This window comes from Micromonospora sp. NPDC004704 (assembly GCF_053601675.1).
Genome location: NZ_JBSGCD010000037.1, coordinates 1 through 20,930, shown reverse-complemented (window position 1 = coordinate 20,930; position 20,930 = coordinate 1). Strand labels below are relative to the sequence as shown.

General features: G+C 72.5%; 25 protein-coding genes and 1 pseudogene. 8 read left to right on the top strand and 18 right to left on the bottom strand.

Going from position 1 to position 20,930, the window contains the following annotated elements; genetic code table 11:
* Positions 1-9: 9 nt before the first annotated feature.
* Complete coding sequence (locus ACWEFB_RS32205) at positions 10-2,202, bottom strand: diguanylate cyclase (protein ID WP_452291473.1); 2,193 nt, start codon at positions 2,200-2,202, stop codon at positions 10-12.
* 85 nt (positions 2,203-2,287) lie between these two features.
* Between ACWEFB_RS32205 and ACWEFB_RS32200 the strand changes: the two genes are divergently transcribed.
* Together ACWEFB_RS32200 and ACWEFB_RS32195 are read left to right on the top strand one after the other, a co-directional pair.
* Positions 2,288-2,980: a 5-formyltetrahydrofolate cyclo-ligase gene (locus tag ACWEFB_RS32200; protein WP_452291471.1), complete on the top strand. Its 693-nt coding sequence runs from the start codon at positions 2,288-2,290 to the stop codon at positions 2,978-2,980.
* 108 nt (positions 2,981-3,088) lie between these two features.
* Positions 3,089-3,214 (top strand): annotated as a pseudogene (locus tag ACWEFB_RS32195) (FmdB family zinc ribbon protein); the annotation flags it as partial.
* 62 nt (positions 3,215-3,276) lie between these two features.
* Here the strand turns inward: ACWEFB_RS32195 and ACWEFB_RS32190 are convergent.
* On the bottom strand, positions 3,277-3,570 hold the full coding sequence (locus ACWEFB_RS32190; RefSeq protein ID WP_452291541.1) for a hypothetical protein: 294 nt from the start codon (positions 3,568-3,570) through the stop codon (positions 3,277-3,279).
* Between the two features lie 121 nt (positions 3,571-3,691).
* Here ACWEFB_RS32190 and ACWEFB_RS32185 point away from each other — a divergent pair, with 121 nt between their 5' ends.
* Positions 3,692-4,324: a flagellar biosynthesis protein FlgA gene (locus tag ACWEFB_RS32185; RefSeq protein ID WP_452291469.1), complete on the top strand. Its 633-nt coding sequence runs from the start codon at positions 3,692-3,694 to the stop codon at positions 4,322-4,324.
* A 12-nt stretch (positions 4,325-4,336) separates the two neighbouring features.
* Here ACWEFB_RS32185 and ACWEFB_RS32180 read toward each other — a convergent pair whose 3' ends face one another.
* Complete coding sequence (locus tag ACWEFB_RS32180) at positions 4,337-4,525, bottom strand: hypothetical protein (RefSeq protein WP_442792112.1); 189 nt, start codon at positions 4,523-4,525, stop codon at positions 4,337-4,339.
* A gap of 121 nt (positions 4,526-4,646) precedes the next feature.
* Between ACWEFB_RS32180 and ACWEFB_RS32175 the strand changes: the two genes are divergently transcribed.
* Positions 4,647-5,402: a hypothetical protein gene (locus ACWEFB_RS32175; protein ID WP_452291467.1), complete on the top strand. Its 756-nt coding sequence runs from the start codon at positions 4,647-4,649 to the stop codon at positions 5,400-5,402.
* Between the two features lie 61 nt (positions 5,403-5,463).
* Here ACWEFB_RS32175 and ACWEFB_RS32170 read toward each other — a convergent pair whose 3' ends face one another.
* The gene (locus ACWEFB_RS32170; RefSeq protein WP_452291465.1) at positions 5,464-5,946 is read right to left on the bottom strand and encodes a DUF2231 domain-containing protein; all 483 of its coding nucleotides are present in this window, start codon (positions 5,944-5,946) and stop codon (positions 5,464-5,466) included.
* 207 nt (positions 5,947-6,153) lie between these two features.
* Between ACWEFB_RS32170 and ACWEFB_RS32165 the strand changes: the two genes are divergently transcribed.
* The gene (locus ACWEFB_RS32165; RefSeq protein WP_452291463.1) at positions 6,154-6,579 is read left to right on the top strand and encodes a Fur family transcriptional regulator; all 426 of its coding nucleotides are present in this window, start codon (positions 6,154-6,156) and stop codon (positions 6,577-6,579) included.
* Positions 6,580-6,656: 77 nt separating this feature from the next.
* Positions 6,657-7,553 carry an oxygenase MpaB family protein gene (locus tag ACWEFB_RS32160; protein ID WP_452291461.1) on the top strand — a complete coding sequence of 299 codons (897 nt, stop codon included), beginning with the start codon at positions 6,657-6,659 and terminating at the stop codon, positions 7,551-7,553.
* An 86-nt stretch (positions 7,554-7,639) separates the two neighbouring features.
* Here ACWEFB_RS32160 and ACWEFB_RS32155 read toward each other — a convergent pair whose 3' ends face one another.
* From ACWEFB_RS32155 to ACWEFB_RS32105, 11 genes are all read right to left on the bottom strand, one after another.
* Positions 7,640-8,494, bottom strand: a complete 855-nt coding sequence (locus ACWEFB_RS32155; protein ID WP_452291538.1) for a RecB family exonuclease — start codon at positions 8,492-8,494, stop codon at positions 7,640-7,642.
* A 136-nt stretch (positions 8,495-8,630) separates the two neighbouring features.
* On the bottom strand, positions 8,631-9,242 hold the full coding sequence (locus ACWEFB_RS32150; RefSeq protein WP_326562436.1) for a MarC family protein: 612 nt from the start codon (positions 9,240-9,242) through the stop codon (positions 8,631-8,633).
* 101 nt (positions 9,243-9,343) lie between these two features.
* Entirely contained in the window at positions 9,344-10,240 is an 897-nt protein-coding gene (locus ACWEFB_RS32145) for a PHP domain-containing protein (protein WP_452291536.1), read from the bottom strand.
* Positions 10,241-10,345: 105 nt separating this feature from the next.
* Entirely contained in the window at positions 10,346-11,572 is a 1,227-nt protein-coding gene (locus tag ACWEFB_RS32140; protein WP_452291459.1) for a hypothetical protein, read from the bottom strand.
* 37 nt (positions 11,573-11,609) lie between these two features.
* Entirely contained in the window at positions 11,610-12,830 is a 1,221-nt protein-coding gene (locus tag ACWEFB_RS32135) for a hypothetical protein (RefSeq protein ID WP_452291457.1), read from the bottom strand.
* Positions 12,827-13,558, bottom strand: coding sequence for a SigE family RNA polymerase sigma factor (locus tag ACWEFB_RS32130; RefSeq protein WP_452291455.1), 732 nt, complete (start codon positions 13,556-13,558; stop codon positions 12,827-12,829). The genes ACWEFB_RS32135 and ACWEFB_RS32130 overlap by 4 nt, the downstream gene beginning before the upstream one ends.
* 137 nt (positions 13,559-13,695) lie before the next feature.
* Entirely contained in the window at positions 13,696-14,571 is an 876-nt protein-coding gene (locus tag ACWEFB_RS32125) for a PH domain-containing protein (protein WP_326562432.1), read from the bottom strand.
* 6 nt (positions 14,572-14,577) lie between these two features.
* The gene (locus ACWEFB_RS32120; RefSeq protein WP_326563356.1) at positions 14,578-14,754 is read right to left on the bottom strand and encodes a hypothetical protein; all 177 of its coding nucleotides are present in this window, start codon (positions 14,752-14,754) and stop codon (positions 14,578-14,580) included.
* A 103-nt stretch (positions 14,755-14,857) separates the two neighbouring features.
* A complete protein-coding gene (locus ACWEFB_RS32115; protein WP_452291533.1) occupies positions 14,858-15,541 on the bottom strand; it encodes a DUF6758 family protein in 684 nt (227 codons plus the stop codon).
* A gap of 89 nt (positions 15,542-15,630) precedes the next feature.
* On the bottom strand, positions 15,631-16,275 hold the full coding sequence (locus ACWEFB_RS32110; RefSeq protein WP_452291452.1) for a TrmH family RNA methyltransferase: 645 nt from the start codon (positions 16,273-16,275) through the stop codon (positions 15,631-15,633).
* A gap of 53 nt (positions 16,276-16,328) precedes the next feature.
* The gene (locus ACWEFB_RS32105) at positions 16,329-16,967 is read right to left on the bottom strand and encodes a hypothetical protein (protein ID WP_452291450.1); all 639 of its coding nucleotides are present in this window, start codon (positions 16,965-16,967) and stop codon (positions 16,329-16,331) included.
* Between the two features lie 605 nt (positions 16,968-17,572).
* Here ACWEFB_RS32105 and trxA point away from each other — a divergent pair.
* On the top strand, positions 17,573-17,935 hold the full coding sequence (trxA, locus tag ACWEFB_RS32100; protein ID WP_452291448.1) for a thioredoxin: 363 nt from the start codon (positions 17,573-17,575) through the stop codon (positions 17,933-17,935).
* Between the two features lie 97 nt (positions 17,936-18,032).
* Here trxA and ACWEFB_RS32095 read toward each other — a convergent pair whose 3' ends face one another.
* From ACWEFB_RS32095 to ACWEFB_RS32085, 3 genes are all read right to left on the bottom strand, one after another.
* Entirely contained in the window at positions 18,033-18,437 is a 405-nt protein-coding gene (locus tag ACWEFB_RS32095) for a thiol-disulfide oxidoreductase DCC family protein (protein WP_326562428.1), read from the bottom strand.
* An 83-nt stretch (positions 18,438-18,520) separates the two neighbouring features.
* Complete coding sequence (locus ACWEFB_RS32090; protein WP_452291531.1) at positions 18,521-19,279, bottom strand: sugar phosphate isomerase/epimerase family protein; 759 nt, start codon at positions 19,277-19,279, stop codon at positions 18,521-18,523.
* A gap of 56 nt (positions 19,280-19,335) precedes the next feature.
* Positions 19,336-20,514: a Gfo/Idh/MocA family protein gene (locus ACWEFB_RS32085; protein WP_452291446.1), complete on the bottom strand. Its 1,179-nt coding sequence runs from the start codon at positions 20,512-20,514 to the stop codon at positions 19,336-19,338.
* A gap of 216 nt (positions 20,515-20,730) precedes the next feature.
* Between ACWEFB_RS32085 and ACWEFB_RS32080 the strand changes: the two genes are divergently transcribed.
* Positions 20,731-20,930 (top strand): LacI family DNA-binding transcriptional regulator (locus ACWEFB_RS32080; protein ID WP_452291444.1); only part of this gene is annotated, 200 nt, incomplete at its 3' end.

Sequence of the window (20,930 nt, the reverse complement as noted above, 5' to 3'; positions counted from 1 at the left end):
GCCGCGAGACTATCGGCCACGGCCCTGGCGCGGCGGGTGTGGCCCGGAAGACGCGCCGCCACCGGCCGGACCGGGGTGCCCGCCCGCCCGGGGCAGTCCGTCGTCCGGCGTCGCCGCTCCGGCCGGCACGGGCATCTCCTGGACCACCGGGTGGTCGCCGGCCACCGCCACCCGGTGGGTGTCCCGCCCGCCCGCCTTCGCCGCGTACAGCGCGTCGTCGGCGGCGTCGAGCATCCGGGCGGCGGTGGTGGCGTGGTGCGGATAGACGGCGATGCCGATGGATACGGTGACCGGAACGAGCGCCCTGGGGGCCACCGACACCGATCCCGGTGGTGCGGGGATCGCGATCGGTGTGTCCCGGACCGCCGCGCCGAGCCGCTCGGCGACCGTGACCGCCCCGCGCGCGTCGGTCTCCGGCAGCAGCAGTACGAACTCCTCCCCGCCCTGCCGGAACGCGAGGTCGACCTCACGGATCACCCCCCGGATCCGCCGGGCGAACTCGGTCAGCACCACGTCCCCGGCCGCGTGCCCGTACGTGTCGTTGACCTCCTTGAAGCGGTCCAGGTCCAGCACCAGGAGGCTGATCATGCGGCCGAACCGGCTGGCCCGCTCGACCTCCCGCCGCACCGACTCCTTCAGGTAGCGGTAGTTCCACAGCCCGGTCAGCGGATCGGTCAGCGACAGCCGCTGCGCCTCCTCGTGCACCCGTACGTTGTCCACCGCCACGGCCGCGTGGCAGGCGAAGCTGCGCAGGGTGACCAGGTCGGTGTCGTCGAAGTCGTCGGAGCCGTGCCGGTCGTAGAGGACCAGCACGCCGACGGTGGCGGCGGCCGGGGGCGGGTTGAGCGGGTCTGCCGGGTGCGGCGGCGGACCGGCCGAGCCGGGTGCGGCGAACGGCACCGCCACGTACGTCCGGCAGTTCGGCTCGTACCCGGAGCGGGGTGGGCCGTCCCGGTCGATCCGGCCGCGCAGCGGCTCCCCGGTGGCGGCGACCGTACCGAGTACGCCGTACCCGAGCGGCACCCGTACCGCGCCCGGATCCGCGCCCGGCAGACCGTCCAGCCCCTCGGCGCACTGGCCGACCAGGGTGCCGTTGTCCGGGTCGAGCAGGAGCAGCAGACCGGCCCGCGCCCCGGTGGCGACCAGCGCGGTCTGGAGAATGACCTGGAGGATCCGGTTCAGGTCGTGGGTGCTGGCCAGGGTGTCGCCGAGCAGCGCGAGGTGGCCCCGGAGCTGGTCCCGGCTGGTGGTCAGGGCGTGTACGTAGGACTGGGTCTCGCGGGTCATCCGGTTGAAGGTCCGGGCGAGCCGACCGACCTCGTCCGGCCGGTTCACCGGCACCCGGGCGGTCAGGTCCCCGTCCGCGACCCGGTCGACGGCGGACGCCAACTCGGTCAGCGGGCGGGTGGTCGAGCGGGCCAGCCGCCAGGCCGCCAGTACGGCGAGCAGCCCGGCGAGGAGCACCGCCCCGGCGAGGATGGCGTAGATCCCCTGCGGCGGGTTGGGCGGTACGGAGAGCACCAGCGGCAGCGGCTGGCCGGGGGACGGGCCGACCCGCCGCACGTACCTCCCTGCGTCGGTCTCACCGACCGCGTCCCCGTCCAGCCCTCTGGCGGCGACCAGGACCGCGTCCCGGCTCGCCCTCGGCTCGGTGCTCTGCATGGCGGTCCCCGGGGCTGGCTCGCCCCGGCAGAGGGTGACTTCGGTGCCGGTGGCCGCCGCGAGTCGGGAGACGAATCCGGGGTCGAGTTGCTGGGCCGCCGAGACCGTGCCGATCGGAGCGCCGGCCGGGTCGCGCAGCTCCACCCGTACCGCCAGGGCCTGGACCGGGGCGCTGACCGGGTAGCCGCCGGCGCAGTCCGCCCACGGCGCGGGCGGCGCGGCCGGGGTGACCAGGGTGGTGCCGCCGGTCGCGTCGGTGACCCGGATCGCGCCGGCGAGACCTCGGGCGATCACCTGGCGGGCGGTGGCGGTCCGGCCGGCCGGGTCGCCGGCCACCGCGACGGCGTCGGCCGCCGCGTAGAGCTGCTGGCAGAGGGCACTGACCGAGGTCCGGACGGTGGTGGCGGCGAGGTCGAGCCGCTCCCGGGACCGATGGTCGTTGACCACGGCGACGGTTCCGCCGGCGAAAAACGCGCCGAGCAGGACCGGGCCGAGCACGACGGCGAGGAAGGCGGTGGTCAGCCGTCCACGCAGCGTCACTTTTTCCCCCGGGAAGTTCCGCGTTGGTTGCTGGGATGCTGAGACAGCCCGACATAGGCAACTGGAGTTACCGCAGGAGTGTTACGTGCCGGATTTTCCGGATGAAGCGGAAGTGACTGATGGGACGCACGGGGAGAAGGTCGCTCTCCGGGCCGTCCTGCTCGCCCGCCGCCGGGCGCTGCCGGCCCCGGACCGGGTCGCCGCCGCCGCGCTCGTCCAGGCCGAGCTGACCCACCTGGTACGCCGCACCGCGCCGCGCCGGGTCACCGCGTACGTGCCGGTCGGCTCCGAACCCGGCGGCCCGGACCTGCCCGACCGGCTACTCGAAGCGCTCGCCGCGCCCGCTCCGGCCGCTCCCGCCGCCGCAGCCGCCACGGAAGGGCTCGACCGGCGGGGTGAGCTGCTGCTGCCGGTGCTCCGGGCCGACCTGGACCTCGACTGGGCCCGGTACGCGGGCTCCGGGGCGGACGGCGGGACGCTGGTGGCCGCCGGCCGGGGGCTGCGCGAGCCGTCCGGGGCGCGGTGGGGCACCGACGCGATCGGCGACGCCGACCTGGTGATCGTGCCGGCGCTGGCGGTCGACCTGCGCGGCATCCGGCTGGGCCGGGGCGGCGGCTCGTACGACCGGGCGCTGGCACGGGTGGCGCCCGGCGTGCTGACCGTGGCCCTGCTGCACGACGGCGAACTGGTCGACCGGGTGCCGGCCCAGCCCCACGACCGCCCGGTACGGGCCGTGATCACCCCGTCGGACGGGTTCCGTCTGCTCTCTCCGGGGTGAGTCGGACGGGTCCGTCCGGCCCGGCCGATCGGGGCGGGCGTCACGCCGGACACGTCGGGTGGACGAGAATGGGTCCGATGACGCACCATTGGCACTCGAATACGACGAGTGCCAAACGAAAAGCAAGATCCGGAGGAGTCCGTGCCCACGTACCAGTACGCCTGCACCGCGTGCGGCCACCAGCTCGAGGCGGTGCAGTCGTTCACCGACGCGCCGCTGACCGAGTGCCCGGCCTGCGCGGGGCGGCTGCGCAAGGTGTTCAACTCGGTCGGCATCGTCTTCAAGGGTTCGGGCTTCTACCGCACCGACTCCCGGTCGGCCGGTTCTGACACGGTCCCCGGTGGCAGCGCCGCCCCGGCCAAGTCCGAGTCCTCGAGCAAGTCGGAGTCCTCGACCGGGTCCGGCTCGACCTCGTCCGGCAGCTCGTCTTCGAGCAACGGCGGGTCCGGCAACGGCTCGGGCGGCGGGAGCAACGGGTCCGGCAGCACGTCGAAGTCGACGGCGGGAACGAGCAGCTCGGGCAGCTCCGGCAGCTCCTCGTCCAGCAGCGCCGCATAACAGATCCACAACCCGACACCGGGGTTGTCCACAGCACGTCGAGTTATCCACAGGGGAAACCGGGCGCCTGCGCGCCCGGTTTCCGTACGCCTAGCCTCCTGCCACCGGAGTGCGCCCGCACCGGACGCCCGGTCGAACGGGAGGCACCCACCGATGGCGACCCCATCCCGACCGGTACGGCGACCGCCGTCGCTGGCCCCGTCCCACTGGCCGACCCTGCCCCGCCGCGGTACGGCACTCCGCTTCGCCCTGGCCGCGCTGCTGCTGACCCTCGCCGCCGGGGTGGTCTACGCCCGCGAGCCGCGACCGTCCTGCCCCGAGGCCGCCGCAACCGGACCCGACCCGGCACCGCCGGACCTGTCCGGTTCCTCGTCGGCCGGTCCCCGACCACCGGGCGATCCACGGTCACCTGGCGATCCAGGGTCACCGGCTGATTCGGGGACTCCGGATGGTCCGCGATCGCCGAATGATCCACGCTCGGCGGCCGGGGCGGCGTTGCCGCTGCCGGTGGGCACGGTCGGGGTGCCGATCCGGCTGGCCGAGCCGGCCGCACTCGCCGTCGTACGACCCGGGACCCAAGTCGACCTGCTCGCCACCGGCGCCGGTGGCCGATCGACCGGACCGGCCCTCGTCGCCGCCCGCGCTCTGGTCCTGGGCGTGCTCACCGCCGACCCGACGACGGACGGACCGACCGCCCTCTATCTGGCCCTGCCGCCCGGGGAGGCACATCGCGCGATCGCCCTGCCCGACGGCACCCGCTTCGCCATCACGGTCCTGGCGCAGTAGCTCCGCCGCCGACTAGTCCCAGTGCGGTGGGCGGTCGGCGAGCAGCCGCTCGTCGTTGGAACTCGAGCGCTCGCCCCAGCCCCGGTCGGTGTCGTCGACCGACTGCTCGGGGATCACCACGAAGTCGTCGTCGGAAAGATCGACCGTACGCTCGCCGTCCAGGCCCGCGCCGGCCGCCCGAGGCTCGTCCACCCTTTTCACGCTCAGTAGCCTACCCACGGTTGAGAGCCCACCCACCGGCCGAGAGCCCGCACACCGGTCGGCAAACGTGCCCCGGCGTGCGTCGGCTCGTGGCTCGATGGCTCGGGTAGCGTCGAACGCCGTGACCTCCCCCAGCGACGAGCCCATCGACGACAGCTTCTGGCGGCGGCCGGCCGAGCCCTCGACCAGCTCGCCGGAAACACCACCGGCCGACCGTTCCGGCACACCGCAGACGACCGAGGCGGACAGCAACGCACCGACGTCGGCGTCCGACCGCCCCGCGAGCGACAGCAACGCGCCCACGACCCCGGCAGACAGCAACGCACCAACCTGGGCGTCCGAGCGCCCCGCAGGCGACAGCATCACGGCCGGCAACAGCACGCCGACGACCCCGGCGGACAGGATCACGGCCGGCAACAGCATGCCGACGACCTCGGCGGACGACAGCCCGCCGGCACTCGGGACGGACAGCAACGGCGGACGGCCAACCGCCGCGTCGGCGCTCTACTCGGCCCCGGTTGGGACGCCACCGCCGTCCCCGTTCGCCGGTGGCCCGGCTGGTGCACCACCGGCCGTACCACCGGCGCCGTACTTCGGGTCGCCGCAGGGCGGTGCGTTCGGGCCGCCGCAGGGGGTGCCGGGGGGATCGGGGCCGGGTGGCTATCCCGGCCCGCCGCAGAGCGCGGTGCCGGCACCGGGCTGGCGGCCACCGGTACACGTACAGCCGGCGCCGCCGCGCCCGTTGCCGCCCCAGAACGTGCCCGCCCTGGAAGCGCAGGAGGCGAGCGCCCGGACGGTGACGTACGGCATCGGGCTGATCGCCGGGGCGATCCTGCTCGTGGTGATGTGCCTGCTCTGCTCCCGCCTGCTGTTCTGAGCCCGGCTTGCCGTGCCGAGCCGTGCTTGATGCGCCGAGCCGTGTCCGGGACCGGTACGGGTCAGAGCACCCCGTTCCAGACCACGTGGGCGCCCGAGTCACCGGTCAGGTAGACGTAGACGGCGCTGAGCACGCCCAGCACGATCACCAGGCCGGTGAGCACCAGCGCCACCCAGCCCGGCAGGTTGGTGCTCCGGGCGCGGGCACTGGTGACGTAGAGCAGCAGCCCGGTGACGATGCCCAGCCCGAGGCTGAACCAGAACAGCAGGTCGCCGTACTCCTGGTGCTCGGTGAGCTGGGCGACGATCGGCGGCGGGTAGCCCTTGGCGATCAGTGCCTCCAGCAGTTCCTCGCCGGAGAGCTTGGCGAAGAGCGCCGAGGCGGGCGCGAGCACGGCCAGGATCGCCACCGCCCAGCCGGTCTTGGCCCGGAACCGGGGCAGGATCCCGTACCCGATCGCCAGCAGCACCAGCAGCGGTACGAAAACCACCGCGGCGTGCACGACCAACGGATGTACGGGAAGGCCCATGATTTCCAAGAACACGATTTCCTCCTCCAGCGGCCGACCACACCGCGAGCCACGGTACGCATAGATCGGGAACGCTTCCCTCAACAGTCGTACACGAAGGCAGAGCCGGTACGGTTCACCCCGGTTCCCAACTCGCCGCTGACCTGGGCCGGCGGGTGTGCCGCGCACCACCGCGATCGGGGACGGCTTGATGGCCCCGCATACCCGTGCTGTTATTGCGTGATGACGGGCGAGGAGATGCTGCGGTCGAGGGGCCTTCGGGTCACCCGGCCTCGTCTCGCCGTGCTCGAGGTGCTCGCCGGTGGTGGACACCTGGAGGTCGACGAGATCCTGCAACGGGTCCGCCAGCGTCTCGACTCCGTCTCCACCCAGGCGGTCTACGACGTACTCGGGGCGCTGTCGCGGGCCGGTCTCTCCCGGCGGATCGAACCGGCCGGCAGCCCCGCCCGGTACGAGGCACGAGCCGGCGACAACCATCACCACGTGGTCTGCCGGAGCTGCGGAGAGATCGCGGACGTCGACTGCGTCCACGGTTCGGCGCCCTGCCTGGATCCGAAGGACTCCGGCGGCTTCGAGGTCGACGAGGCCGAGGTCACCTTCTGGGGCCTCTGCCCGAACTGCCAGCAGCGCCGCACCGCCGACCAGTAGCCGACCGGTACGAGCGGCGCCCCCGCCGCCGAGGCAAGCGCGCGACCTGGGGCCACCGATGGTGGCACTCTTGGCTGATGAACCCGGATGACCAGCGAGCGGAACCGGACCCGGACGACGACCTCGGCCTGTTCGGTCCCGGCTCGGTCACCTGGAAGGTGCATCGGGAGCCGATTCTGCTGGTCGCCGGGCTGCGCTCGTTCTACCTCCAGGCGCTGCACCCCAGGGCGATGGCCGGGGTGGCCCAGAACAGCAATTTCAGGTCCGACCCGTGGGGTCGCCTGGTCCGCACCGCTCGCTACGTCGGCACCACCGTCTACGGCACGACCGCCGAGGCGGAGGCGGCCGGGCGGCGGCTGACCGCACTGCACGCCCGGATGCGGGCCACGGACCCGGAGACCGGGCAGGAGTTCCGGATCGACGCCCCGGACCTGCTGCGCTGGGTGCACGTGGCCGAGGTGGAGTCGTTCCTCAGTACCGCCCGGCGGGCCGGTCTGCGGTTGTCCGACGCCGAGACCGACGCGTACTACGCCGAGCAGCGGCGGGCCGCGGCCCTGGTCGGCCTCGACCCGGACACCGTGCCCGGTACGGCTGCCGCCGTCGCCGACTACTACCGGGAGATGCGACCGCACCTGCGGATGACCAGGGACGCGGCCGAGATCGCGCTGTTCCTCACCGCACCGCCGATTCCCTGGAAGGTGAGCCGGCCGACCCGCCTCTGGCTCAGCCTCGGTCCGGCCCGGCTGGCCTACTTCGGGATCGCCGGCACGGCGTTCGGCCTGCTGCCGTCCTGGGCCCGGCGGCTCTACGGCGGGCTCGGCCTGCCGACCACGGACCGGTCGGCCGAACTCGGCGCGCGAACGCTGCGGCTGGCGCTGAACGCGGTCCCCCGCCGCTACATCGAGGGCCCGATCTATCAGGCGGCTCAGGCACGGGCGGCCCGGCTGGCCGACCCCGGCCGGTCCCTACCGTGACCACCCTGGTCGGCCCCGGCGTGACGACCCTCGGTCGGTCCCGGCGTGACGACCCTCTCGGTCGGTCCCGAGCGTGAGCGGAGGGGCTAGTTGTCGCCGGGGCCGGTCGGTGTCACCGGGAGCAGGGTGCGCTCGACTGCCGCCCACGGTTCCTTGGCCGGGGCGCCGGCCCCGCCGGGGCAGCTACGCCGGAAGTCGCACCAGGCGCAGCCGGGCCCCGGTGCGACCGGGAACGCCTCGTCCGGGTCGGTGCCGTCGGTGATCGCCCGTTCGGCGGCCATGATGTCGCGGGCGGTGTCCTCGGCCCGGCTCACCTGACGGGCGATCGACTCCGGGGTGTGGTCGTACGCGGCGACGGTGCCGCTCGGCAGGTGGTGCAGTTCGACCCGGCGGCAGGGGCGGCGGAACACCCGTTCGGCCGCGTACGCGTAGAGCGCGAGTGCCTGCGAGCCCCGTGCGTCGTCGACGTCCAGGCCCGTACGGCCGGTCTTGTAGTCGACGATCGCCAGCTCGGGCCCGTCGGGGCCGGTCCGGGCGTCGATCCGGTCGGTCCGGCCGTTGAACGCCAGCACCGAGGTCTTGACCGCGACCACCCGTTCCACCCCGAGCGGCTCGACACCCGGCTCCAGCGTGTCCACATAGGATTCGAGCCACTGCAGGGCCCGGCGGTACGCGGTCCGCTCCTGCTCGTCGTCGCGGTATCCCTCGCCGACCCAGGTGCCCTTGAGCAGCACCGGCAGTGCCTCCGGTCGGCGCTTGGCCTCGGGCAGGGCGTACCAGTTGCGCAGTGCGGTGTGCACGCTCGCGCCGAGCGAGTTGTGCGCCCAGGGCGGTCCCTTGACCGGAGTCGGCCGGTCGAGGTACGAGTAGCGGTAGCGGCGGGGGCAGTCGGTGTAGCTGCCGAGCTTGCTCGGGGTGCAGACGAAGAGCCGCTCCGGCATCCCTTCGAAGCCCAACTGCTCCGGCTGGTTGCCGCGCGGGCGCGGGGCCCGGTTACCCGGTGAGGTCGGTCTGCGCACGGTGCCGATCCTGCCACCCCCCACCGACAGTCCGGTCGATGCCCGTTCGCCACGCGCGTCAGGACTGTTGAAAGACCTTGACGAAGGCGCTGACCGCGTCGGCGATGAGCTGCACCGCGATCGCGGCGAGCAGCAGACCGGCGATCCGGGTGAGCACCTCGATGCCGCTGGGCCGCAGCACCCGGACGATGCCGCCGGAGAACCGGAGGGTGAGCCAGACCGCGGCCATCACCGCGACGATGCCGAGCGCGATGGCGAGCTGGTCGGAGAAGCCGTCGGCGCCCTGGACGAAGAGCATGGTCGCGACGATCGCACCCGGACCGGCGAGCAGCGGGGTGCCGAGCGGCACCAGGGCGATGTTCGAGGTGGTCTGCTGGCCGGGGTCGTCGGCCTTGCCGGTCAGCAGTTCGAGCGCGACCAGGACCAGGAGCAGCCCACCCGCGCCCTGTAGCGCGGGCAGCGACACGTGCAGATACTCGAGGATCGTCTGCCCGGCGACCGCGAAGATCACGATCACCCCGAGGGCGAGCGTCACCGCCTGCCGCGCCGCCCGGTTCCGTTCGCGGGCGGCGAGCGGTCCGGTCAGGGCGAGGAAGATCGGCACCATACCCGGCGGGTCCATGATGACCAGCAGGGTGACGAACACCTCCACGAAGAGCTTGAGATCCACCCGGTCACGGTAGTTGGCCCGCCGCGTTATCCCACGTCGGTGTGCGCGAGGCCACCGCAGTCATCGCCACCGATCAGGACGAAGCAGCCAGCGGGCACCGATCAGGACGAAGAAACCACGGGTACGCCGCTCGCCGCAGCGACGATCCGCTCGTACGCCGGGACCGACGTGGTGAACGCACCCAGCCGTACGGTCTTGTGCTCGCCGTGGAAGTCCGACGAACCCGTCACCACCAGCCCCAGTTCGGCCGCGAGCCGGCGTACGTGCGCCTGCTCGGTCGGCGAGTGGTCCTCGTGGTCGGCTTCCAGCCCGAACAGCCCGGCGGCGGCCAAGTCGACGATCAACGAGTCCGGCACCACCTCGCCGCGCCGGGTGGCCCGGGGGTGGGCGAAGACCGGCACCCCGCCCGCCTCGCGGACCAGCCGGATCGCGTGGAAGACGTCCAGGTCGTCCTTTGGTGCCCGGTAACGCCAGCCGAGCCACCGCGGCTGGAACGCCTCGCTGGTGGTGCCGACCAGGCCGGCCCGGATCAGCGCCTGCGCGATGTGCGGTCGGCCGACCGTCCCGCCGGCCGCCCGTGCCTGGATGTCGGACCAGTCGACGTCGATCCCGTCGGCCCGCAGCGACTCGACGATCCGCTCGGCGCGTACCTCCCGGGCGGCCCGGATCCGGGTCAGCTCGGCGACCAGTTCCGGGGAGTCCGGGTCGAAGAGGTACGCGAGCAGGTGCAGGGCGATCGAGGGCTCGGTGCCGTACCAGCGGCAGGAGAGCTCGGCTCCGCGTACCAGGGTCAGGCCCGGCGGTAGTGCCGCGACCGCGGGCGCCCAGCCGATGGTGGTGTCGTGGTCGGTGATGGCCACCGTGTCGAGCCCGGCGTCTGCCGCGGCCTGCATCAGCTCGGCCGGGGTGAGGGTGCCGTCGCTGGCCGTCGAGTGGGCGTGCAGGTCGATCCGGGCGTCCGGACCGGGCGTGGGCAGGGGGTTCGGTGCGGACGCGATCACTGGTACCAGGCTACCGCCCGCCCGGACGTCCCCGGCCGGGCACCCGAACCGGCAACAACCGCCCCCCGGTCGGTTGCCTGAACCGGCACCGCCCGGCACCGGTCAACCGGTGGCGCCGGAGACCACCAGGAGCCGGTCGTTCGTCCCGGTTTCGGGCACCGGAAGCCGGTCGACGACCGGGTCGGGGCCGGGCACCCGGTCCGGGGTGACCCGAAGCAGTCGGCCCTGGTCCCCGGCGTGCAGCAGGATCCCGCCGGCGGTCCAGGCCACCGGGCCGGCCAGCCTCGGCCCGGCCGCGCGGACCACCGGCGCCGACCCGAACACGGTGCTAAGGTCGATCACCAGGGCGAGTTCGGCCGTCGCGTTCCCGGCACCGGCGGTGTCGCCGAACCAGTGTTCGAACACCCCGTTGGCGACCAGCCAGCGGCCGTCCGGGGAGATCGTGCCGCGCCCTCCGGGGGCGAGCGGCAGCGCGCAGGTCACCCTGATCGGGGCCAGTTCCCGGGCCGCGTCCAGCAGGGCCAGGCAGGGGCGGTCGCCGTCCGCCGCCGGCAACTGCCCGACCATGGTACGGCCGTCCGGCAGCGGACCGTAGATGGTGACCGCCGGATCCCCGCCGGACCTCCGGTACGCGCCCCGGTCCGGCCACCACAGGTCGTACTGCTCGTCCGCACCGACCGTACGCCGCCGGAGCAGCACGGCGGCACCGACGAAGCCGGCGGGTACGACCCGCTCCGGTGCGTCGGTGTGCCGGACCGGGCCGAGCCGCCCCTGCTCGACCGGGGCGAGGAGGAGTTGGCCGCCGGCCCGCCAGGCGACCCGCCGCCCGTCCGGTGTCACCACCGCCGCCCGTACGTCGGTCAGCAGCGGCGACGGCGGTCCGGTGTTCGGGACGTACCAGAGGGTGGAGCGGCCGGGCGGGTGCGCGCCGACGACCAGCCAACCGCCCGGGGTTCGGCTCGCCTGCACCACGGGTCCGACCGCGGCGAGGTCGACCAGTTCACCGGTGACCGTACGCAGACCGGCCGGGACCACCACGTCGACCGGCAGGGCCAGGGTGCCGGGCCGGACGACGCTCGACGGGTCCCCGATCGGCAGCACGGCCACCCCGGCGAGTACGCCGACCAGCGCCACGGTCGCCGCCCCCGCGACGGCGGTACGTCGACGGCGGATTCTCCTGCCCCGCAGCCGTACGGTCGCACTCAGCTCGTCGGCCCGACCCCGGTCGAGGTACCCGGCCACGGGCGGCGGATCGGCGGCTCCCGGCGCGGTGCCGGCCCGCTCGGCCAGACACTCGCGCAGCACCCGTTCGAGCCTGCCCGTGGTCACACTGGTTGGACGCCCCGACCCGGATCCCGGGTTGTCGTCACCGGTCGGTCGGCACCGAGGTTGGCGTGGGCGGTGGCTGGGCGGCCGTGTTCGTCGGTGACGGCTGGGCGGCGGTCAGCTTCGGCACGAACTGCCACTGCGCGCTGACCCCGGCCGGCAGCGGCACGACCCGCTGGGTGCCGTCGGCCCGGCACAGGACCACACCGCGGTCGTCGGCGGTGAGCAGGGTCCGGTCGTCGGCCCAGGCCGGCGGGACCGTGGTACGGACCGGACAGGCGACCGTCTCGGTCCGCCCGGCCACCGCCCCGCCCAGGTCGACCAGGCGTACGTCGTCCGCCCGGCTTTCCGCGAGCCAGGCGCCGTCCGGGGTGATCCGGTCGCCGGTGGTGCCGCGTTCCAGGTCCAGCGCGCAGGTGCCGGTCCGCTCGACCGCCAGGCCGTTACCGGTCGGGCGGAGTTCGGCCAGGCAGGGCCGCTGCTCACCGGTCCCGCTCACCAGCCCGCGCAGGACGCCGCCGTGGGGACCGTAGATCGCGGTGACGTCGGTGTTCCAGTTGGGCTGGTGGGGCCGCGCGGGATCGAGGACGTCGAAGCCGCCGGAGTCGGAGGTCACCACCACCGACCGGTCGAGGAACCCCACCGGTGAGGTGCCGGTCGGCACGTCGACCCTGGTCCGTACGGCGAGTCCGGTGTCGCTGACCCGGGCCACGTAGAGCGCGGTCTCGATGACGAAGGCGAGCTGGTCCCCGCCGGGGCTCAGCACCCACCGGTCCCGGTTGCCGCTGAGCGAGATCGAACTGCCGTCCGTACGCAGGAACCGGATACCGCCCGCTCCGCCGTACACCCAGCCGGTGGGGACCCGGTAGATCCGGGTCACCGTGCCGACCCCGGCCAGCGGGAGCGACCGGCCGTCGGTGGTCCAGAGCCGGTCGCCGGCCCACAGGTCCAGGCCGATGCCGGTGTCGGTGGTGGGGCGGGGCTCGACCGGTGGGCCGGTGGGTTCGGCGTCGGGTTGGCCGTTGAAGGCGATCACGGGGTTCTCCCGGCCGCCGTTGCCGCCGGAGAGGTCCCGCAGCGACACGATCCCGCCGACGGTGACCAGCATCGCCAGCGCGGCGGCGACCGAGGAGGCCGCTGTCCGGCGGCGGCGGGCCGCCCGTCCGCGACGGATCGCGACGGCGGCCGGATCGTTGATCGAGGGTAACGACTGGGTCCGGTCGGCGAACATGCCCCGCAGTGAGTCTTCGAGCATCGTCATCGACCCTCCGCCCGGGCCGCCGGCCCCGCCGGTGCGGACGCACCCGGAACCGCCGGCACCGGCAGTCGGGCCGCCGGTGCGGTGCGTGGCACGGCCGGCACCCGACGCGGCGCGGGTGCGGGCGCCTCGGACCGGGCGGCGGGCGGCTGCGGGTCGGTCCGGGCCGCGTCCGGTCCGGCGGCAGCGGTACGGGCGGTGATCGCCGCTTCCGTGCCGAGTGTCGCCTCCGCTCCGGCTTCCGCACCGAGTCGCCGGCGCAGCGTGTTGAGCGCCCGGAAGGTCTGACTCTTCACCGTGCCGGGCGAGATGTTGAGCATCGCGGCGGTCTGCGCCTCGGTCATGTCCTCGTAGAAACGGAGCACCAGGACCGCCCGCTGCCGGGCCGGGAGGGTCCGTACGTGCCGCCAGAGGGCGTCCCGTTCGAGCTGCTCCTCGATCTGGTCCGGGGCCGGCCGCTCGGGCAGCACCTCGGTCGGGCGCTCGCCGTGCCACCGCCGCCGCCACCAGCTCGTCGCGGTGTTGACCAGCACCCGACGGGCGTACGGCTCGACCGCCTCGATCTCCCCGAGCCGCTTCCAGGCCAGGTACGTCTTGGTCAACGCGGTCTGCAACAGGTCCTCGGCGGTCGCCCAGTCCCCCGCCAGCAGATACGCGGTACGCAGCAGGGCGGCGGATCGGGCCGCGACGAACTCGCGGAACTCCTCTTCCAGGTCTGACCTGGCCGCCACCTGTCGCCTCCCGAAGCTGTACCAACCGTCAGGCTGTCACAGCCGAGGGCATCGGGTCGACGGCGATCGGGTGCGGGTTCCCTCCGATTTTCGGTTGGAAAGTCCCGCACCCGCCGTAAGCGATTGACTGCTCTGAGTTACGCCCCGTCGTCGGCCTTGGCCTCGTCGGCTTCCTTGCCGAGCCGCGCCTCCACTGCCTGCGGCTCGTACATCTCCTCGACCACACGCAGGTAGAGCTCGTTCGGGTTGGGCAGGTACTTGACCTCGCGCAACGCCTGGTCCTGACCGGCCGACTCCAGCACGAAGGTGCCGTAGTTCAGGGTCCGACCCAGCGGCGACTGCTCGTACTTCATGTCGGTGACCCGGGCCAGGGGCATCATCGCGACCCGCCGGGTGATGATCCCGTTGACCACCATCACCCGCTTGTTGGTCAGGATGAAGCGGTCGAAGAACCAGTCCGCGACCTTCCACGCCACGTACCCCATGACCCCGAGCCAGATCAGCGCCGCGACCAGGGTGAGCCCGGCGATCTGCTGCCCGGCCAGGAAGCCGGAGAGATAACCGAGGACGAAGGTGGCGGCGAGCCCGATCAGTACCGGCGTGGCCAGGTAGATCTTGTGTCGCTTCCACTCGCCCCGGTACCGCTCGGTGGGGAAGAGGTAGCGCGCGACCAGCGCGGTGGGCTCGTCCTCGAGTGGCAGCACCCGACGCGGGCCGAGCGGCATGCCCGAGGCGTCCACCCGGAGTCCGGCCAACTCCTCTTCGGAGATGTCCGGGGGCCGGTAGCCGGCGTCCGGGTCACGCTCCCAGTTCCTGCCGGAGCGTGACTCGTCGTCGTAACCGGGACCCTCCGGGTAGGGCGGTCCATCCGGATAGGAGGGACTGCCCGCGTAGGGTGAGCCGTCGCCGAGATCGTCGTCGGGTCGGACCCGGGGAATCGGCTCGGTGTCCCGCTCGCGACGCCAGCGTTCGGCATCGTCGGGGTCGGGGGGTGGCCCGGACGGATTGCCCATGCCCGGCTACGCGAAGAGGCTGGCGAAGAAGTCGCTGAAGCCCTGCGCGATATCCATGACGCCGCCGCCCAACGACTTGAAGACGTCGGCGGCCGAGTCAGGTCGGAACGCGATGAAGAAAATTAGGAAGGCGATTCCGCCCCAGGTGAGGACCTTCTTGACCATGACGGGCCATCCCCTCATCGGCGCCGAGTGGCGTCACCGCAACAGCACGTAGCGTATCAGTCAGGTGTCGTACCGTGAATTCCAAGTTTGTGCCATTTTCGGCCCGGCCCGGGATGGTCGTCTAGACCAGACCGTGCAGGTACGGAGATGGCGCGCCGTACACCAGCTCGGGCGGCAACCACTCGGTCAAGTCGTGCAGCACGACATCTTCCGCGAGGAGGTAGCCCGCGCTCGACGGCCAGGTTATCGCATATAGCCACCGTCCCCGAGCTTCGCCGACGTGCGCGCTTCGGTCTGTCGGGGATTTGACCGACCAAAGTGGAGTCGGATGCCCGTCGGCCCGGACCTTCGCATGTGGTGGGTGCTCGGCGTGTCCGGGCAGCTCATCGGTCATGACGTCGGCGAGCAGCGCGCCGGGGTCGAGACCGGCGATCCCGGCGAACCGGGTGCCGAGACCGACGCCGGGTTCCTCGGCCACCAGGACCAGGTCGGCCGGTCCGCCGCCCAGCGGGGCGGGCCCGCTGCACGCCACGGCGGTGGCTCGCACACCCGTACGATCGTCACCGGCCCAGACGGCACCGGTCATCACCCATCCGGGTGGCAACGGCCAGGGGCACCAGAGCGGCATCGGGGAAGCGGCCGGCTCGGGCGTGTCCCTGATCCGGGCGGTCGTGCTCGCCACGATCTCCGGCCCGACGTGCCCGGCCGTGTGCAGTGGTGGCACCGGGCCGCAGTCCGCGCAGCGCCAGTCGGTGTGCATCAGGTCCGGCGGCGCCACCTCGCCACCGCACCTCGGACAACTCACCGCAAGACTCACACGAACTACAGTCCACGCCGCAGCACCCCGTAGTCAAGCGAACCGGCCTTTTCGGTCAACTTGCCTCGGAGCGGCGGTCAGTCGGGCGAGCCGGACGAATGCCCTTCCGGCGGCGGCGCGGCATGCGCCCGGACCCAGGCGTGCATGGCGATCCCACTGGCCACCCCGGCGTTGATCGAGCGGGTCGACCCGTACTGGGCGATGGAGAAGAGTTGGTCGCAGGCGGCACGGGCCGGATCGGACAACCCCGGCCCCTCCTGCCCGAAGATCAGTACGCACCGGGCCGGCAGGGTGACCGTCTCCAACGGGCGCGAGCCGGGCAGGTTGTCGATCCCGATCACCACGAGGTCGGCCGAGCGCGCCCAGTCGACGAACTGCTCGATCGTCTCGTGGTGCCGGACATGCTGGTACCGGTCGGTCACCATGGCGCCCCGCCGGTTCCACCGCCGCCGCCCGACCACGTGCACCTCGGCCGCGAGGAAGGCGTTGGCGTTGCGTACCACGGTGCCGATGTTGAAGTCGTGCTGCCAGTTCTCGATCGCCACGTGGAAGGTGTGCCGGCGCCGGTCCAGGTCGGCGACGACCGCCTCCTGTCGCCAGTACCGGTAGCGGTCCACCACGTTGCGCCGGTCGCCGTTGGCGAGCAACTCCGGGTCGTACCGGGGATCGGTCGGGTGGTCACCCGGCCACGGGCCGACGCCGACCTCCGACTCGTCGCCCACCGGGGCCCCACCTTCCACGATCTGCAGAGGGTACGGCCCGCCGGGCGAAGCCCTCAGCGCAGGCCCAGCGCGGTACCGAGCCGGCCGAGGAAACCACCGGAACCGTCGGGCAGCCACTCCCCCGCCGTGCCGAGGTGCCGGTCCACCGGGTGGGCGGCCTGGCGTACCCGGGCGGCCACCGACTGCACCCACTGCCGGTACGCCGCGGAGTCGGCCGGGTCCGCCCGGTCGCCGAGCAGTTCGACCGCCGCGTGGCAGGAGACCAGTAGCCCGGCCAGCCGGTCGTGCCGATCGGCCCGCTGCCCCTCGTTCGGCTCCGTGACGAGCGCTGGCGGGTGGACGAGGGACGGTCTGCCGGCCGTCGTGGAAGGCGAAGGTGGCGCGGAAGGCGGTGCCGGCGGGCGGACTCCGGCGTACAGCGGCGCGTCGTCGGGTTCGGCGTAGATGGCGGCGACCACGGCCCGGACCAGGTCGCTGTCGAACGCCCGCCCGGCGGCGATGCCCTCCAGGCCGGCCAGTCCCTCGAGCACCGCGTGGCGCGGGCTCGCCGGCTGGGGCGAGGTCGCCGCCACCAGCACCCGACCCGGCAGCCGGATGAGCAGTTTCCACTCGTCGGTGGAGTAGGCCATGGTGGGCGCTCGTCCGGTCGGGCGACCGGCGGCCGGCGGCTCACCCGGCGAGGAGTGGTTCATGGGGGACCTCCCGGCGCCAGCATATGACCGCCGGAGCAGAGGTATGAGTCTTGCGGCTCAGAAAACGGCGGACCTCGGCCGTTGGGCAGGGTCGGGCCCCGGATCAGAAACGGAGCCGGACGCAATGAGCGGCGGGGCCCTCCCCGGCACCCGCCGCCCACGCTCTGATAGGAGAGATTCTGCCCGACGACGGCGGTACGCAGAAGAGTCAGAACAGAGACAGAGGTCACAGTTACTTTTTCGCAACACTACTTTACGTGAGAGTTGATGTTGCAGTGACCGATGGTCATCACCACGATTCCCCCACCTCAATAGCGTGATCGTCGGATCACCGCAGGTCGTGACGCCGATCTACCTGGAAGCGCTCCCGTCACTTTTAGTAATTAGTTAGTTTTCTTTTATTTCGCGATGCGCACAGGCCCGGGGACCGATCAACGTCGATGGTGCCCGGTACCGGACGCATCGACCGGATCGGTCCCCTTCACTGGGGTGGATCGGGGTGACCCTGGCCACGCTGGGCGTTTCGCCACGGGGGGACCGGGAATTCCAGTACGGGTGAACAGGTTCTTGCAGTCGTAGGTCTCAACCCGTGAACGGAGAGTTCAATGGCGACCGTTGAGCTGACTTCAGCCAACTTCGACGAGGTGACCAGCTCGGAGGGCACCGTTCTGGTGGACTTCTGGGCAGATTGGTGTGGCCCCTGTAAGCGGTTCGCCCCGGTCTACGAGAACTCGTCCGAGAAGCACCCGGACGTGGTCTTCGGCAAGGTGGACACCGAGGCCCAGCAGGAGATCGCCGCCAAGTTCGAGATCCGCTCGATCCCGACGATCATGGCGGTCCGGGATGGCGTGATCGTCTTCTCCCAGCCCGGTGCGCTCCCCGAGACCGCTCTCGAGTCACTGATCGAGCAGGTCCAGGAGCTCGACATGGACGACGTACGCAAGCAGCTCGCCGACCACGAACACTGACCGAGGGCCCAGGGCGGAGCAACCGCCGTCCCACCCCGGCACACCCGCATCCCGGCCGGACACCACACGGTGTCCGGCCGGTGTCGTGTTCCGGGGGTCAGCGGGGGGTGGGGCCGTAGCGCTCCTCGCGGACGGCCTGGGGCAGGGAGCAGGCGGCTGTGCCGCCGGGCATCCGGTGGCGGTTGCGGGCCACCCAGCGGTACGCGGGCCAGGCGAGCGCGCGTACCGGGGGGAGGCGGAGCAGCCGGCCCAACACCCGCCACACCGGCCGGCTGTCACCGAGCAGCCGGGCGATCGCATCGGGACCGGCCGCCCGGACACCGTCCGCGCCAACCCACTGGACGGCGGCATCGCACTCCGCGACGGTCAGGCCGAGCGCGTCGATATCGGTGAACTGCCACGGCAGCACCCGGGCGCGGGTCGGGATGCGACGACTGACGAACTCCGCACACGTGGTGCAGAACGCGCAGTCGCCGTCGTACACGAAGGTGGACCGGTCCATGCGTCCATCCTCCTCCGCCGCGCCGGCTCGGGCCAGGTCATGTCGCGACGATCATGCCCGGCCACGAGCGGAGCGGGACCGTCCTATCCGACGGCCGTCAGGTAACCGGAGAGCGTCGCGTCCAGCACCTCGCGGCCCGGACGTGCCCACACCCCGGCGTGGAACACCTCGACCTCGATCGGCCCGGTGAAACCGGTCGCGTCCACCGCCTCCCGGAACCGGCGCAGGTCGACGCAGCCCTCACCGGGCAGACCGCGCCCGAGCAGCACCCCCTCCGGCAGCGGGGTGATCCAGTCGGCGAGCTGGAAGCAGGCGATCCGCCCCTCCCGACCGGCCCGGTCGATCTGCGTCCACACCTGGTCGTCCCACCACAGGTGGTACGTGTCGACCACCACACCGACCGCCTCGGCCGGATGGGGCGCGGCCAGGTCGAGCGCCTGCCCGAGACTGGCCACCACGCAACGGTCGGAACAGAACATCGGATGCAGCGGCTCGATCGCCAGTCGGACCCCGGCGTCGAGCGCGTACGGCACCAGCTCGCCGATCGAGTCGCTGACGTGCGCCCGTGCCCCGTCCAGGTCCCGACTGCCCTCGGGCAGTCCGCCGGAGACCAGCACCAGCACCGGGGCGCCCAGCGCAGCGGCCTCGTCGATCGCCCGCCGGTTCTCGTCGTACCAGTCGGGGGTGTTGAAGAAACCGCCGCGGCACAGTGAGGTCACCGCGAGCCCGGCGCCCCGAACCAGCGCCGAGGTCTTCGCCACGCCGTAGGCCCGGGTTTCCTCGCGCCAGAGGCCGACCCGGGTGACCCCGGCGTCGACGCAGCCGGCGACGAGGTCCTCCATCGGCCAGTACTTGGTGGTCGCCTGGTTGAGCGAGAACCGGTCGCGCGCGGACTCGCTCACCGGTCGGGCTCGCCGGTCAGCTCGGGGATCTCGATCCGTACGCCGTCACGGGCCGACCGCAGCCCCAGCTCCGCGAGCTGGACGCCACGCGCCCCGGCCCACAGGTCCCAGGTGTACGGCTCGTCCTCGACCACGTGCCGCAGGAACAGCTCCCACTGCGCCTTGAAGCCGTTGTCGAACTCCTCGTTGTCCGGCACCACCTGCCACTGGGACCGGAAGTCCTCGGTGGCCGGCAGGTCCGGGTTCCACACCGGCTTCGGGGTGGTCGCCCGGTGCTGGATCCGGCAGTTGCGCAGCCCGGCCACGGCGCTGCCCTCGGTACCGTCGACCTGGAACTCGACCAGCTCGTCGCGGTAGACCCGGACGCCCCAGGACGAGTTGATCTGGGCCACGATCGGGGTCGCCTGTCCCGGCCGGTTGATCTCGAAGATCCCGTACGCGGCGTCGTCGGCGGTCGCGTCGTACGGCTCGCCGGCCTCGTCCCAGCGGGTCGGGATGTGCGTGGTCGCGTGTGCCGTCACCGCGCTGACCTGGCCGAAGATCTGCTCCAGGACGTAGTGCCAGTGCGGGAACATGTCCACCACGATGCCGCCGCCGTCGGCCGCCCGGTAGTTCCAGGACGGACGCTGCGCCGGCTGCCAGTCACCCTCGAAGACCCAGTAGCCGAACTCGCCGCGGATGGAGAGGATGCGGCCGAAGAAACCGCCCTTGACCAGCCGGTCCAGCTTGCGCAGGCCGGGCAGGAAGAGTTTGTCCTGGACCACGCCGTGCTTGATGCCGGTGGCATCGGCGAGCCGGGCCAACTCGACCGCGCCGGAGAGGTCCTCGGCGGTCGGCTTCTCGGTGTAGATGTGCTTGCCGGCCTCGATCGCGAGCCGGAGCGCCTTCTCCCGCTGGGCGGTGACCTGTGAGTCGAAGTAGATCTGCACGTCCGGCCGGGCCAGGGCCGCAGTCAGGTCGGTGGTCCACTCGGTCAGGCCGTGCCGCTCGGCGATCTCCCGGAGCTTGGACTCGCTGCGGCCGACCAGCACGAGTTCGGGCCAGAGCCGGTTGCCGTCGCGCAGCGGCAGCCCGCCCTGTTCGCGGATCGCGAGCAGTGATCGGACCAGGTGCTGCCGGTAGCCCATCCGGCCGGTCACGCCGTTGAGCACGATCCCGATCGTGGTACGGGCCATGCCGTTGCCTCCTCAGGCTGTCGCGGTCGATCCAGCTAACTGTTCGATCCGGGGGGTACGGGGTACGGGACACGCCAGCGAGCGCCAGGTAAGCGCTTTCCCGCGCACGTTACTGGTCCGAACCCGGATTCGGCAAGGGCTTTCCTTCCGGCCGGACCGGCTCGCGCTATCCTCACTCGCAGCCGGCTTCAGGGCGGCCGGGGAGAGGTCGGATCGATGGCCACCTTGGCAGATGTGGCGCGCCGGGCGGGAGTCTCTCCCGCGACCGCGTCCAGAATCATCAACGGCAGCGCAAAACCGGTCACCGACGCGCTCCGGGAGCGGGTGTTGGCGGCGGTCGAGGAACTCCAGTACGTCCCGAACGCGCACGCCCAACTACTCGCCCGCAACCACCGCTCCGCCGTCGGCGTCATCGT